Below are 14,588 nucleotides of genomic sequence, written 5' to 3' on the forward strand. Positions count from 1 at the left end.
ATCCTGTTATTAATTAATGTTGATTTTGTGGTTTTCAAGCCTGTTTGACTGCCGTTTCAACTGCCATGTGATAGATTGGGGCAAATTTACGTCGGATGGCACTTTACGCCAACCTTCAGCGGTGGCGCTCTCTGTTAGAATCGGCGAATATTTCTGAATTTAGATCAGCGCTATTCATGCTTCACAACAAGGAATGCAAATGAAGAAATTGCTCCCCATTCTTATCGGCCTGAGCCTGACAGGTTTCAGCGCTATGAGCCAGGCAGAAAACCTGTTGCAGGTTTATCAGCAGGCGCGTTTAAGCAACCCCGATCTGCGTAAATCCGCCGCCGATCGTGATGCAGCTTTCGAGAAAATTAACGAAGCGCGCAGCCCGTTACTGCCACAGCTGGGTTTGGGTGCGGATTACACCTACAGCAATGGCTACCGCGACAGCAATGGTGTGAACTCCAATGCCACCAGCGGCTCCCTGCAGCTTACGCAAACCTTGTTTGATATGTCTAAATGGCGTGCGTTGACGTTACAGGAAAAATCCGCGGGCATCCAGGATGTGACGTACCAGACCGACCAGCAAACGCTCATTTTAAATACCGCTACCGCTTATTTTAACGTATTAAGCGCGATTGACTCGCTCTCTTATACCGAAGCGCAAAAACAGGCTATCTACCGTCAGTTGGACCAAACAACCCAGCGTTTTAATGTGGGTCTGGTGGCTATTACTGATGTACAGAACGCCCGTTCACAGTATGACACGGTACTGGCTAACGAAGTGACCGCCCGTAACAACCTCGACAATGCCGTCGAGTCACTGCGTCAGGTCACCGGTAACTACTATCCGCAACTGGCATCCCTGAATGTTGATGGTTTCAAAACAGACAAACCGCAGGCGGTGAACGCACTGCTGAAAGACGCGGAAAGTCGCAACCTGACGTTGTTGCAGGCACGTTTGAGTCAGGATCTGGCTCGTGAGCAGATTCGCCAGGCGCAAGACGGTCACCTGCCTACGTTGGATTTGACCGCGTCCACCGCAGTATCAAATACGTCTTACAGCGGCTCCCGCACAAACAGCGCCCGGTATGACGACAGCAAAATTGGCCAGAATAAAGTGGGTCTGAGCTTCTCCCTGCCGCTGTATCAGGGCGGGATGGTGAATTCACAGGTGAAACAGGCACAGTACAACTTTGTTGGCGCAAGCGAGCAACTCGAAAGCGCGCACCGCAGCGTCGTGCAGACTGTCCGTTCCTCCTACAATAATGTGAATGCCTCCATCAGCAGCATCAACGCATATAAACAAGCCGTTGTTTCTGCACAAAGCTCACTGGATGCGATGGAAGCAGGTTACTCCGTGGGTACGCGTACCATTGTGGACGTACTGGACGCAACTACCACGCTGTATAACGCGAAGCAGCAGCTCTCCAGCGCGCGCTATAACTACCTGATTAACCAGTTGAATATCAAATCTGCTCTCGGCACACTGAATGAACAGGATCTGCTGGCGCTGAACAACACACTGGGTAAACCTGTCTCAACCTCGCCGGAAAATGTCGCCCCGGAAAACCCGGAGCAAGAAGCTCGCGTTGAGAAGATGGCAAACGGACAAGCGTCGCAGGCACAGCCAGCCAGCGTACGCAAAACAACGCGTTAATTCGTTTTTCCCGCATTATCGTTACGGGGGCACTTAGCCCCCGTATTTACGTAAGGCAACGTAAAGATCCCCCCTGCTGACCCGCAGCCTGCTTCATTTTCAGACACTCATCCACTATCCTGACCTTTTATTAATACCTGTGGGTCTCGGAAGACAAATATGAAACGGACAAAGAATATTAATCATGCGATGTTTCGCAAAAGCTGGGGCGCTCGTCACCTGACGCCCGTGGCGCTGGCCGTGACTGCCGTCTTTATGTTGGCAGGGTGCGAACAAAACGATGAAACGGTAAAAATGTATCAGAATGCCGATGACTGCTCTTCGGCAAACCCGGGCAAAAGCGCCGAATGCAAAACCACCTATGACAACGCGCTGAAAGAAGCAGCACGTACCGCGCCGAAATACGCATCTCGCGAAGACTGTGTGGCTGAATTTGGCGAAGGCCAGTGTCAGCAAGCACCAGCTCAGGCTGGCGTGGCGACGGAAAACCAGGCGCAGGCACAACAGTCTGGCGGTAGCTTCTGGATGCCGCTAATGGCGGGTTACATGATGGGCCGCCTGATGGGTGGCGGCGCGGGTTATGCCCAGCAGCCGCTGTTCAGCTCCAAAAACCCGGCCAGCCCGGCCTATGGCCAGTACACCGATGCCAGCGGCAAAAGTTACGGCGCTGCCCAGCCAGGGCGTAGTGCAACAGTTTCGAAAACCGCGATGGCGCCAAAACCGGCCACCACCACCACCGTCACACGTGGCGGCTTTGGCGAGTCGGTGGCCAAACAGGCTTCAATGCAGCGTAGCGCCAGCGGCACCTCAACCCGTTCAATGGGCGGCTGATGACCATGGAAAGAATAACTATTGCCGAACGGCCCGACTGGCGCGAGAAAGCCACCGAGTATGGTTTCAACTTTCACACCATGTACGGCGAACCATACTGGTGTGAAGACGCCTACTATAAACTGACGCTCGCCCAGGTCGAGAAACTGGAAGATGTTACCGCCGAGCTCCATCAGATGTGTCTGCAGGTTGTGGACAAGGTTATCGCCAGTGACGAATTGCTGGCGAAATTCCGCATTCCCAGGCACACATGGGGCTTTGTGCGCCAGTCGTGGAAAACCGGACAGCCGTCGCTTTATTCACGCCTGGATCTGGCATGGGATGGTACCGGCGAACCTAAGCTGCTGGAAAATAATGCCGATACGCCAACCTCACTGTATGAAGCGGCATTTTTTCAGTGGATTTGGCTGGAAGATCAGATAGCGGCGGGCAAACTGCCGGAAAGCTGCGATCAATTCAACAGCCTGCAGGAAAAACTGATTGAGCGTTTTGCCGCGCTACGCGAGCAATATGGCTTTAACCTGCTACATTTCGCTTGCTGTCGCGATACCGTCGAAGACCGCGGTACCGTGCAATACCTGCAAGACTGCGCCGCCGAAGCCGATGTGGCCAGCGAGTTTCTTTATATCGAAGATATCGGCCTCGGGGAAAAAGGACAGTTTACCGATCTGCAGGATCACGTGATCAGTAATCTGTTTAAGCTGTATCCGTGGGAGTATATGCTGCGCGAAGTTTTCTCAACCAAGCTGGAAGATGCGGGCGTACGCTGGCTGGAACCCGCATGGAAGAGCATCATTTCGAACAAAGCACTCCTGCCAATGCTGTGGGAGATGTTCCCGAACCATCCGAATCTGTTGCCCGCCTGGTTTGCCGAAGACGCGCATCCGGAAATGGACAAATACGTGCTTAAGCCTATCTTCTCTCGCGAAGGGGCGAATGTGTCCATCATCGAAAATGGCAAAACGGTTGAAAAAGTCGAAGGTCCATACGGTGAAGAAGGAATGATCGTCCAGCAGTTCTGCCAGTTACCCAGATATGGCGACAGCTATATGCTGATTGGCAGTTGGCTTATCAACGATCAACCCGCAGGTATTGGCATTCGTGAAGACCGGGCGTTGATCACTCAGGATCTGTCGCGCTTCTATCCGCATGTCTTTGTTGAATAATGTGCATCCAGAAGCCCTGGGCGCACTTACCCGGGGCTCCTGAGCCGTCGCCCGGATAAGGCAACCGCCGCATTCGGGAATATCCCGGGTACGCATACTGTACGCTTACCCGGCAACAAAGCCTTAGCCTATCTGCACCGACAACATACTGAGGCTGCCCATCTCAAGACCGTCTACCGGAATCGAGATACTCTCCACCCCATCCCACGCCCCCAGCACATAGAGCAGCGGCAGGAAATGGTCCGGTGTCGGGTTAGAAAGTGAACCGCCTTCATGTTCCAGATAATTAACCAACGGATGTTGCTCGGTCGGCCCTTTCCACGTCAGGTTATCCTTCACAAATTCATTGAAAGCGGTCGCCCACGGATAAGGCGAGCTATCGCCATGCCAGCGTGCCGTGCGCAGGTTATGCACTACGTTACCGCTCGCCACCAGCATAATGCCTTCATCACGCAGTGCTGCCAGCTTACGCCCCACTTCCATATGCCATGCCGCCGGTTTGGTACTGTCGATACTCAACTGCACCATCGGAATATCGGCATTCGGATACATTTTGATCAACACGCCCCAGGAGCCGTGGTCAAAACCCCATGCTTCTTTATCCAGAGTAACCGGCACGGGTGATAACAGTTCAACCAGATGCCGGGCCAGCGCAGGTGAACCCGGAGCCGGGTAATGGGTGTCGTACAGCGCCTGAGGGAAACCGCCAAAGTCATGAATTGTCTGCGGCGCTTCCATCGCCGTTACCCCGGTACCACGCGTAAACCAGTGCGCTGAGACAACCACAATAGCTTTAGGACGCGGCAATGTTTCGCCAAGCCGAGCCCAGGCGCGGGTATAAACGTTATCTTCCAGAACATTCATCGGGCTGCCGTGGCCCAAAAACAGTGCTGGCATGCGAGGTGCAGACATGATGATATCCTTACTGAGTGTGTCATATTTGATGAACACACATTACGCTTATTCCCCGGGTGATGAACTCAGATTAGCATGATGAAGATATTCAGAATTTTTGAATGTAAGGATTGCGTAAAGGTAACGCAACGGCCTCGCTTTGGCATCCATTAATATTTAACATTAATGAGAAGCATTATCATAAGGAGAGAGAGATGTCAGCCCCACTGATTCTGACGTTACTTGCCGGCGCTGCCACCTTTATCGGCGCCTTTCTGGGGGTTCTTGGCCAGAAACCGTCAAACCGTGTACTGGCATTCTCGCTGGGATTTGCCGCCGGCATTATGCTGCTTATCTCCCTTATGGAGATGTTACCAGCCGCACTGGCAACTGAGGGCATGTCACCCATGCTGGGCTACGGGATGTTCGTCATTGGCCTGTTGGGCTATTTTGCTCTTGACCGTATGCTCCCCCATGCGCATCCGCAGGATTTAATGCAGAGCGCGTGTTCACAGCACCCTGCCTCCCGCAAAATTCAACGTACGGCGATCTTATTAACGCTGGGTATCAGCCTGCATAACTTTCCGGAGGGCATCGCCACCTTTGTGACAGCCAGTAACGACCTTGAACTGGGTTTCGGTATTGCCCTGGCGGTAGCCTTGCACAATATTCCAGAAGGCCTTGCGGTTGCCGGCCCGGTTTATGCGGCAACTGGTTCAAAGGGCACGGCAATTTTTTGGGCGGGGATTTCCGGGCTTGCAGAAATTCTTGGTGGGGTTCTGGCCTGGCTGATTCTGGGAAGTCTGGTCTCCCCGATGGTGATGGCGGCGGTCATGGCGGCGGTTGCCGGAATTATGGTCGCGCTCTCTGTCGATGAACTGATGCCGCTGGCAAAAGAGATCGACCCCAACAACAACCCAAGCTATGGCGTGCTTTGTGGGATGTCAGTGATGGGTCTTAGCCTGGTTGCGCTACAAACAATGGGATTGGGTTAATACATACAGGCGTTGCTCGCGCCTATTGAGCAACGCCGCTTCCGGAGGCCGCCTCAGCTTTCACCTGCTCTTGCTCCTTTGCTTGCATCGACTGGATGATCTTTAACGCGCGCTGGTATCCTTCCTGTTGCGCATCACGATCCTGGCGAAATGCCCTGCAATTACGTCGCAAGCACATGATATGTGCGAACATCACGAACACAACGACCAAAAAACCGCACCAGTAAATCAGCATATCCCTTCCTTATCCCGCTGGTTATGCGAGCCATTACGTCATGGATACCACTTTATAAGTAGCAAGCCGATGTCGCCATTAGCGAGATCAACAAAGCGGAGAAATGAGATATTTTCAGCAAGGGACTAACAAGGAAATAAAAAAATCCGAAGCAGGCGGTCCGGCTTCGGATTCTTTGCAAAGCATAGCTATCGCTTAGCTTGCTTTACGCTCATGCTCCAGACGATAGGCCACCAGATCTTCAATAGTGACAACGGCCATGTTGTGCTCGCGTGCAAACTTGATACATTCCGGCGCGCGCGCCATGGAGCCATCATCGTTCGTCAGTTCACACAGCACACCAGCCGGTTTGAACCCTGCCAGGGAGACAAGATCAATCGTCGCTTCGGTATGGCCACCGCGAGTCAACACGCCACCCTGCTGCGCACGCAGCGGGAAAACGTGGCCCGGACGATTCAGGTCAGAAGGTTTAGCGCCATCAGCAATGGCAGCACGCACGGTGGTAACACGGTCAGCCGCAGAAACCCCGGTAGTAACCCCTGTAGCGGCTTCGATGGTAACGGTAAAGCCGGTACCGTAAGCGCTGGTGTTGTTTTCAACCATCATCGGCAGATCAAGTTGTTTACGACGATCTTCGGTGATGCACAGGCAAACAATACCGCTACCGTGACGGATGGTCAGCGCCATCTGCTCAACGGTCATGGTTTCAGCAGCAAAAATCATATCGCCTTCATTCTCGCGATCTTCATCATCGAGAACCATCACACCGCGACCTTCGCGCAGTGCAGTTAAAGCATTTTCAATACGTTCGAATGGCGTGCCAAAAGAAGAAAGCAGCGTCTGATTCATGGTAAAAGACCTCAATAAAGTTATGGTTACCAGAATCAGGGCAGTCTTAGGAGTATAAAAAAATAACGCGAGCGGGCCTCCAGGCCCAACTGAATCGTTACTCTCTCCCATCCGGACTTTAACCGTCGGCCCCGGAATTACACCGGATCTGCTGACCTTTCGATTTTCATCAAAAGCGCTCGCGGGCTTTCAGCGTAGGCTGATTTACCGCCGGTGGGGAATTTCGCCCCGCCCTGAGAATAAGCGGGATAACTATAACGCTATTGATTACCTTCGGCAACGCGAAACCTTCAAACAAATCTGGTTTATCGTTATGGCATATCACACTACAATAATTGTCAGAACCTATCCGAACAGGGAACTTACAAATGATTGACCCGAAAAAAATTGAACAGATTGCGCGTCAGGTCCACGAATCGATGCCAAAAGGGATCCGCGAGTTCGGGGAAGATGTTGAGAAAAAAATCCGCCAGTCCCTGCAGGCGCAGTTGACCCGTCTTGACCTGGTCAGCCGCGAAGAGTTTGACGTACAGACGCAGGTACTGTTGCGCACGCGTGAAAAACTGGCACTGCTTGAGCAACGTCTTAACGAACTGGAAAACCGCAATGCCTCAGCAGAGGTGAAACCGGCCCCGGCGATCCCTCCAGTTGATTCGTCGGAGACGGGCGCGTAAGCTCACGCCAGCGTCCCTGAGTCTTTGCCCGCAAAGGGGTAATCAATAAAGTGTCCTTGATTACCCCTACAATATTCCGGTAGTCCCTCTGCCTTTTTGTTACTTCCCCATTCGTGATATTATTGCCTTCGATACTAAAGGCCTTATTTGCCTTTATTAAAAATAATAACCCAAGGAGAATATATGGATATTTTTCCTGAATACTACTCACCTTACTTTTTCTCCCTCACATTGGTGGCGCTTATAGGTATCGTGGAAATTGTCTCGCTGTTCTTTGGGAATGTTATTTCTGGCGTCATTGACTCACATTTAGGTGATTATGACGGAGTCGCTTCCGGCCATTTGAATCAATTTTTCCATTACCTTAATTTTGGTCGCGTTCCCGCGCTGGTTGTCCTTTGCCTTATCGCCGGGTGCTTCGGACTGTCTGGTATTTTTTTGCAGCATCTGAGCGTCACACTGCTGCAGACCCCGCTTCCCAACATAGCCCTTATCCCATTTTGCCTTATTTTCTCAGGTATTAGCACACACTACACCGGCAAGTTTTTGGGGCGCTGGTTACCGGGAGATGAAACCAGCGCAATCACAGAAGATGATTTTATTGGTGCCATGGCCATTATCACAGGTCACAGCGCGGCACCTCAACGCCCCTGCGAAGGAAAATTTAAAGATAAATTTGGACAGGTGCATTATTTACTTCTGGAACCTGAAGAGGGAAAAACCTTTAAACGCGGTGATAAGGTTCTCATTATTTGTCGGTTGTCCGCCAGCCGTTATTTGGCGGAGTTGAATCCCTGGCCAAATGAATTGTAAAAACAAAAGGAAATATTATGGAAAATCTATTGAGTCTATTTCCCTCATGGATGAGTTATGCTCTGGCAGTCGTTTTTATCCTGTTGGTCATTGGGATTATTTTTGCCCGATTATATCGCCGGGCCTCGGCTGAGCAAGCGTTTGTACGAACCGGTTTAGGCGGACAGAAAGTGGTAATGAGCGGCGGCGCGATTGTGATGCCCATTTTCCACGAAATTATTCCAATTAACATGAATACCCTTAAGCTCGAAGTAAGCCGTTCTACGGTTGACAGCCTGATCACTAAAGACCGTATGCGCGTTGATGTGGTTGTTGCCTTTTTCGTACGTGTAAAACCGTCGATTGAGGGGATTGCCACTGCCGCACAGACGTTGGGTCAGCGTACATTGTCGCCAGAAGATCTCCGTGTGTTAATTGAAGATAAATTCGTTGATGCCCTGCGTGCTACAGCCTCCCAGATGACCATGCATGAATTACAGGACACCCGCGAAAACTTCGTTCAGGGCGTACAAAACACCGTGGCGGAAGATCTTTCAAAAAACGGCCTGGAGCTGGAGAGCGTTTCGTTAACCAACTTCAACCAGACGGAAAAGGTGCATTTCAACCCGAATAACGCCTTTGATGCCGAAGGTCTCACCAAGCTGACGCAGGAAACTGAGCGCCGTCGTCGTGAGCGTAACGAAGTCGAGCAGGATGTGGAAGTGGCGGTACGTGAAAAGAACCGCGATGCCTTAGCACGCAAACTTGAGATTGAGCAGCAAGAAGCCTTTATGACGCTTGAGCAGGAGCAACAGGTGAAAACCCGCACCGCCGAGCAGAATGCCAAAATCGCCGCCTTCGAAGCAGAGCGTCATCGTGAAGCCGAGCAAACACGTATCCTTGCGGAACGGCAAATTCAGGAAAGTGAAATCGAGCGTGAGCAGGCGGTACGTTCCAGAAAAGTTGAGGCTGAGCGTGAAGTTCGCATTAAAGAGATCGAACAGCAGCAGGTGACGGAGATTGCCAACCAGACGAAATCCATCGCCATTGCGGCTAAGTCAGAACTTCAGTCACAGGCGGAAGCAAAGGCCAATGACGCACTGGCGCAAGCCGTCCGTGCTCAGCAAAACGTAGAAACCACGCGGCAGACCGCCGAAGCCGATCGAGCCAAACAGGTTGCGCTGATTGCTGCCGCTCAGGACGCGGAAACCAAAGCAGTTGAGCTGACAGTGCGCGCCAAAGCCGAGAAAGAAGCGGCCGAATTGCAGGCCGCAGCCATCGTAGAACTGGCGGAAGCAACGCGCAAAAAAGGGCTGGCGGAAGCCGAAGCGCAGCGCGCGCTAAACGATGCGATTAACGTACTTTCCAACGAACAAACCAGCCTCAAATTCAAACTGGCGCTTCTGCAAGCACTGCCTGCTGTTATCGAAAAATCCGTTGAGCCGATGAAGTCTATCGACGGAATCAAGATCATTCAGGTGGATGGGCTGAATCGTGGTGGCGCGACTGGCGAAGTGAGCGCGGGAACCGCCAGCGGCGGGAACCTTGCGGAACAAGCGCTCTCTGCCGCCCTCGCCTACCGAACCCAGGCGCCGTTGATTGATTCGCTGCTTAATGAGATTGGCATTTCCGGTGGCTCGCTGGCCGCCATGGCAACGCCGTTAAATGCATCACCAGCGGTCGGGCCAAATGAAGAAATCGCGGTCACAACGATAAAAGAAGAAACGGTAAAAGAGGAATAGTTTCTTCCCGCCTTATGTAACCTCATCCCCGGCCCATAAAGCCGGGGATTTTTTATTCTGAACGCGTTTTTTCAGTGCGTAATGTTCGGAACGGGCCATTTTGCATGAACGATCCAGTAATAAAACATCCGAGGGGAAAAGCTCTTGTCCCTGTCGAGACACTCACCAACAATCGCGGGGTCAGCAAGGGGCTGAAACGGAAAAGCCCCTCGTGAGAAAGGGGCTTTAATAGGGAAAGGGTTATGATGAAGCACATCATCATACTGATTGTTCTGTTAACGATAAGTTTCGCAGCTTACTAACAGCCAATCAGAGGGGGAGAAATCCCCTCTCACCCTTGTTCCTTTAATTAGGTCGAAAAAGCAGCACCGTCAACAGCGAGGAGAGCGACATAACGAGATGTTCGATGCATCTCCCGCATTGCTTACTTCTCGCTGTCTTTCTGGATTTTCCTGATGATGTTGGTCGTCGAACAGCCATCTTCAAAGTTGAGTACCAGCACTTCACCGCCGTTGGCCCACACTTCTTCACTTCCGGCAATCTCTTCTGGCTTGTAATCCCCGCCCTTCACCAGCTTATCCGGCAGAACAGAGGCTATCAGACGCTGCGGCGTATCTTCTTCAAACGGCACCACCCAGTCCACGGCTTCCAGCGCACTCAGAACAATCATACGTTGCTCAAGCGGGTTTACCGGGCGCGAATCCCCTTTCAGACGTTTGGTGGATGCATCGCTATTCACTGCGACAATCAGACGATCGCCGAGCTTACGGGCATTCGCCAGATACGACACATGGCCCGCATGCAGGATGTCGAACACGCCATTGGTCATCACCACTTTTTCGCCACGTTTGCGTGCTGCAGCGACGGCGTCGCGCAGTTCTTCTTCGGTCATCACGCCAAAGCCCGTCTCCGAGCGTCCGCGCACTGCGTTTTCCAGTTCGATAGGTGAAACGGTAGAAGTCCCGAGTTTACCCACCACCACGCCCGCAGCCGCGTTTGCGAAGAAGCACGCTTCTTCCAGCGAATTACCTGCGGCAAGGGTAGCCGCCAGCACGCCAATGACCGTGTCACCCGCGCCGGTAACGTCATACACTTCCTGCGCCTGCGTCGGCATATGCAGTGGCGCTTTGCCCGGCTGTAGCAATGTCATTCCTTGCTCAGAACGGGTAACCAACAGCGCGGTCAGGTCGAAATCGGCAATCAACTTCATACCGCGTTCCACAATCTCGTCTTCGTCTTTACATTTGCCGACCACGGCTTCAAATTCGGAGAGATTCGGCGTCAACAGGGTCGCGCCACGGTAGCGTTCAAAATCGGTCCCTTTCGGGTCGATCAGTACCGGCACGCCTGCATCGCGCGCCAGCGCGATCATCTGCTGAACGCTTGTCAACGCCCCTTTGGCATAATCGGACAGTACCAGTGCGCCGATGCTGCTCAGCGCCTGATTAATACGCTCATGCAGCGGCTCAGGATCCACGCCATCAAAGCCTTCTTCGAAATCGAGACGAATCAGTTGCTGATTACGCGACAGTACGCGCAGCTTGGTAATGGTGGGATGAGTGGGAACAGAAACGAAGTCGCATTTCACGTTGACGTCCGCCAGCGCCTTGCTCAGTGCACGCGCCGCATCGTCAATACCGGTCAACCCGACCAGACGCGCGCCCGCGCCCAGAGAAGCGATGTTCATTGCCACGTTAGCCGCACCACCCGGACGCTCTTCAATGGTTTCGACCTTCACCACTGGCACCGGCGCTTCCGGTGAAATACGGCTGGTTGGACCATACCAGTAGCGATCCAGCATCACATCGCCTACGACCAGCACTCCCGCTTGATTAAACTCTGGCAGCGTTACTTTCATTCCTGTCTCCTGAGAGATACAAAATTTGCGCGCGATAATAGCACACTTACGCGTCCTCGCACGGCTCCACCAACCACTTGTTCCAGCAGGCTCGCACCATCGCGCGCTCAGCGACAAAACATGCCTCCGGTACATGACCCGGCAACTCCTGTAGCGCCAGATGGTGCAGCTCATCACGCAACGTTGTATAGGCGGTGGTAAGCGCCTGCGCTTCCTGCTCTTCCATAATGCCGTTTTGCGCCAGCCCTTCCAGAATGCGGACATTGTCCGACCAGCGCGTCAGTTTCGGTTTTGTATGGGCATAACGCAGCACCAGATACTGAGTGATAAATTCGATATCAGTGATACCGCCCTCATCGGCTTTGATATCAAAGCGATCTTTGTGCTTATTGCTCAAGTGGGCGCGCATTTTTTCGCGCATCTCGCGCACCTCGGTTTTTAACGTCGCGCCGTCACGTACGGTCATGGTGATATCGCGACGGATAGCATCAAATTGGGCGTTTAATTGCGGATCGCCATAGACCACGCGGGCGCGTACCAGCGCCTGGTGTTCCCACGTCCAGGCCTCAGTGCGCTGATAGTCGGCAAAGGATTCGGTTGACGTTACCAGCATTCCCGCCGCGCCGGACGGGCGCAAGCGTGCATCCACTTCATACAGAATGCCGGACGAAGTGCGCGTACTGAACAGATGCATCACACGCTGGGCAAGGCGCAGGTAAAACTGACGACCATCGATTTCGCGCTCGCCATCCGTCATCACATCCACCGGACAGTCATGAAGGAAAATCAGATCCAGATCGGAGCTATACCCCAGTTCCCAGCCGCCCAGTTTGCCGTAACCAACCACCGCAAAACCACGGCCTTCACGATCGCGTAAGTGTTTCGGTTGCCCGTAACGTGAAACCATCAGGTTCCACGCCTGCTGGACCACGGCTTCGATGATGGCTTCGGCAAGCCAGGTTAAGTGATCGCTCACTTTCATCACGGGGAGTGTGCCAGCGAGGTCTGCTGCCGCCACACGCAACAATTGCGCCTGTTTAAACTGGCGTAACGCCTCCAGTTGCTGCTCTTCATCATCATCCGGCACACGCAGCAGATACTGACGTAGTTCATCCCGGTAGGCATTCATCGCCGTGGGCTGATAAAGCGTATTTGGGTCGAGCAACTCATCCAGCAACAGCGGATAGCGCGCCAGCTTGCTCGCCACCATTGGCGAAGCGGCACAAAGTGAAATCAGATGCTTACGCGCACCGGGATATTCGCTGAGCAGTTCAAGGTACGTCGTACGCGTGACAATTCCCGTTAACAGCGGCGTCACGCGTGACAGCGGCACAGGGGCGTCCTCGCGGGAGCATACATCGCTCAATAGATGCGGCATCAGGTGATCGAGCACCTGGCGGCCTCGCGGGCCAATGGTGCGCTTATCCATCTCTTTGCGAAAATCAGCAATCATCGCCACCACACGGCGGCGATCATCGTCAGAAAGATGAGCCAGCACGGGCGTGCTATCATCTTCCTGGAACGCATCCTGCCACAATTCCCCCCATTGCCCCGAGAGCGCATCCCCCTGATCTTCGGCTTCATCATCGCCAATCAGGGTGTTGAATATGCCTCGTACGGCGGACATTTGCTTTTCCAGCTCAGCGGTCAGCATTTCCCAGTCGGGCACACGCATTCCCCAGGCCAGACGCGCCCGATTGAGTTCATCTGACGGCAGCGTCTGCGTTTGCTCATCATTAATGCTTTGCAACAGGTTTTCCAGGCGACGCAGATACAAATAGGCCGTGCGCAGCGCCGGTGCGTCGCCTGGCGGCAACAACCCCAGCTTATCGATAGCCTCCAGCGTCGGTAACAGTGCGCGGGACTGCAGCGAGGGCTCACGCCCACCGCGTATTAACTGGAACACCTGAACGATAAATTCAATCTCACGGATGCCGCCCGCCCCCAGCTTGATATTATCTTTCAGACCACGGCGACGCACTTCACGGGCAATCATCCCTTTCATATTGCGCAGAGACTGAATAACGCTGAAATCGATATAGCGACGGAAAACGAACGGCCGCAGCATCGCCCGCAATTCACTGGCGTAAGCATCGTCCTTATCGCCCATAATGCGCGCTTTCACCATCGCATAACGTTCCCAGTCACGCCCCTGCTCCTGATAATAATCTTCCAGCGCGGCAAAACTCAGTACCAGCGGACCACTGTCGCCAAACGGGCGCAGACGCATGTCTACGCGATAGACAAAGCCATCCTGCGTCGGCTGGTCGAGCACTTTGATCAGACGCTGTCCCAGACGAGTAAAGAACTGGGCGTTATCGAGTTCTCGACGCCCGCCGCGCGTTGAGCCGTTTTCCGGCCAGGCAAAAATCAGATCGATATCGGATGAAAAGTTGAGCTCCCCGCCGCCCAGCTTGCCCATGCCGAGGATCAGCAACGGCTGCGGTTCCCCCTGCTGATTGCACGGCGTTCCCCACTCGCGGCAGCAGGCATCATAGAGCCAGTCACGTGCAGCGACGATCAGGGTCTCCGCCAGTACGCTTAACTGCTGCAACGTCTCCTCTTCGGCCACCAGCGCCAGCGACTGCGCCCAGGCAATGCGCACCATCCTGTGACGTCGGAACAGACGCAGCGCACGCATTAATGATGCCTCATCTGCCACGCTCTCCAGCGATTCGCGAAGAGTTTGCGCATACTGCTTCCACTCGTCCGCCTGTGGCGGCGCACTTTCCAGTTCGGCCAGCCAGTCGGGATGCGCGGCAAGACTATCCTGCACGAAATCGCTGAAAGTAAGCACTAACTGCGCTTGTTCACTAAGCGGCGTTTCGCTGAACGACGCAGGCAAGCGGGCCTGTACAGTTTGCCAGTGCTGCTGGAGCTGTGGAGAGTGCGGCATCATCGATGGGT

13 protein-coding genes and 1 riboswitch are annotated in these 14,588 nt (G+C 53.5%); of the genes, 8 read left to right on the plus strand and 5 right to left on the minus strand.

What is annotated here, in order from left to right; translation table 11 throughout:
• The first annotated feature begins 199 nt into the window (after nucleotides 1-199).
• From tolC to AAIG39_RS19245, 3 genes are all read left to right on the plus strand, one after another.
• A complete protein-coding gene (gene tolC, locus AAIG39_RS19235; RefSeq protein ID WP_343194514.1) occupies nucleotides 200-1,645 on the plus strand; it encodes an outer membrane channel protein TolC in 1,446 nt (481 codons plus the stop codon).
• A 159-nt stretch (nucleotides 1,646-1,804) separates the two neighbouring features.
• A complete protein-coding gene (locus AAIG39_RS19240) occupies nucleotides 1,805-2,476 on the plus strand; it encodes a DUF1190 family protein (RefSeq protein WP_103278111.1) in 672 nt (223 codons plus the stop codon).
• Between the two features lie 5 nt (nucleotides 2,477-2,481).
• A complete protein-coding gene (locus AAIG39_RS19245; protein ID WP_343194515.1) occupies nucleotides 2,482-3,642 on the plus strand; it encodes a glutathionylspermidine synthase family protein in 1,161 nt (386 codons plus the stop codon).
• 123 nt (nucleotides 3,643-3,765) lie between these two features.
• Here AAIG39_RS19245 and ygiD read toward each other — a convergent pair whose 3' ends face one another.
• Nucleotides 3,766-4,554: a 4,5-DOPA-extradiol-dioxygenase gene (gene ygiD, locus AAIG39_RS19250; RefSeq protein WP_103278112.1), complete on the minus strand. Its 789-nt coding sequence runs from the start codon at nucleotides 4,552-4,554 to the stop codon at nucleotides 3,766-3,768.
• 197 nt (nucleotides 4,555-4,751) lie between these two features.
• Here ygiD and zupT point away from each other — a divergent pair, with 197 nt between their 5' ends.
• Complete coding sequence (gene zupT, locus AAIG39_RS19255) at nucleotides 4,752-5,531, plus strand: zinc transporter ZupT (RefSeq protein ID WP_343194516.1); 780 nt, start codon at nucleotides 4,752-4,754, stop codon at nucleotides 5,529-5,531.
• A 22-nt stretch (nucleotides 5,532-5,553) separates the two neighbouring features.
• On the opposite strand, the gene AAIG39_RS19260 is transcribed toward zupT, so the two are convergent.
• Both AAIG39_RS19260 and ribB read right to left on the minus strand, forming a co-directional pair.
• On the minus strand, nucleotides 5,554-5,766 hold the full coding sequence (locus AAIG39_RS19260; protein WP_343194517.1) for a hypothetical protein: 213 nt from the start codon (nucleotides 5,764-5,766) through the stop codon (nucleotides 5,554-5,556).
• A gap of 195 nt (nucleotides 5,767-5,961) precedes the next feature.
• Entirely contained in the window at nucleotides 5,962-6,615 is a 654-nt protein-coding gene (gene ribB, locus AAIG39_RS19265) for a 3,4-dihydroxy-2-butanone-4-phosphate synthase (RefSeq protein ID WP_047373081.1), read from the minus strand.
• Between the two features lie 95 nt (nucleotides 6,616-6,710).
• Nucleotides 6,711-6,860, minus strand: a riboswitch (FMN riboswitch).
• A gap of 123 nt (nucleotides 6,861-6,983) precedes the next feature.
• On the opposite strand from ribB, the gene ubiK reads away from it, so the two are divergent.
• The 4 genes from ubiK (at nucleotide 6,984) to AAIG39_RS25735 (ending at nucleotide 10,125) form a co-directional block, all read left to right on the plus strand.
• Nucleotides 6,984-7,289, plus strand: coding sequence for a ubiquinone biosynthesis accessory factor UbiK (gene ubiK / locus AAIG39_RS19270; protein WP_103278114.1), 306 nt, complete (start codon nucleotides 6,984-6,986; stop codon nucleotides 7,287-7,289).
• 183 nt (nucleotides 7,290-7,472) lie between these two features.
• Nucleotides 7,473-8,102 (plus strand): OB-fold-containig protein, encoded by a 630-nt coding sequence (locus tag AAIG39_RS19275; protein WP_115464826.1) that lies wholly within the window; start codon nucleotides 7,473-7,475, stop codon nucleotides 8,100-8,102.
• A 17-nt stretch (nucleotides 8,103-8,119) separates the two neighbouring features.
• Complete coding sequence (locus AAIG39_RS19280) at nucleotides 8,120-9,823, plus strand: flotillin family protein (protein ID WP_343194518.1); 1,704 nt, start codon at nucleotides 8,120-8,122, stop codon at nucleotides 9,821-9,823.
• A 242-nt stretch (nucleotides 9,824-10,065) separates the two neighbouring features.
• Nucleotides 10,066-10,125 (plus strand): type I toxin-antitoxin system Ibs family toxin, encoded by a 60-nt coding sequence (locus AAIG39_RS25735; protein WP_115464832.1) that lies wholly within the window; start codon nucleotides 10,066-10,068, stop codon nucleotides 10,123-10,125.
• Nucleotides 10,126-10,247: 122 nt separating this feature from the next.
• On the opposite strand, the gene hldE is transcribed toward AAIG39_RS25735, so the two are convergent.
• A complete protein-coding gene (hldE, locus tag AAIG39_RS19285) occupies nucleotides 10,248-11,681 on the minus strand; it encodes a bifunctional D-glycero-beta-D-manno-heptose-7-phosphate kinase/D-glycero-beta-D-manno-heptose 1-phosphate adenylyltransferase HldE (protein WP_115464825.1) in 1,434 nt (477 codons plus the stop codon).
• Nucleotides 11,682-11,727: 46 nt separating this feature from the next.
• The gene (gene glnE / locus AAIG39_RS19290) at nucleotides 11,728-14,580 is read right to left on the minus strand and encodes a bifunctional [glutamate--ammonia ligase]-adenylyl-L-tyrosine phosphorylase/[glutamate--ammonia-ligase] adenylyltransferase (protein ID WP_343194519.1); all 2,853 of its coding nucleotides are present in this window, start codon (nucleotides 14,578-14,580) and stop codon (nucleotides 11,728-11,730) included.
• Between the last annotated feature and the right edge of the window lie 8 nt (nucleotides 14,581-14,588).

Origin of the sequence: Phytobacter palmae, assembly GCF_039409775.1 — a bacterium.
GTDB classification, from domain to species: domain Bacteria; phylum Pseudomonadota; class Gammaproteobacteria; order Enterobacterales; family Enterobacteriaceae; genus Phytobacter; species Phytobacter palmae.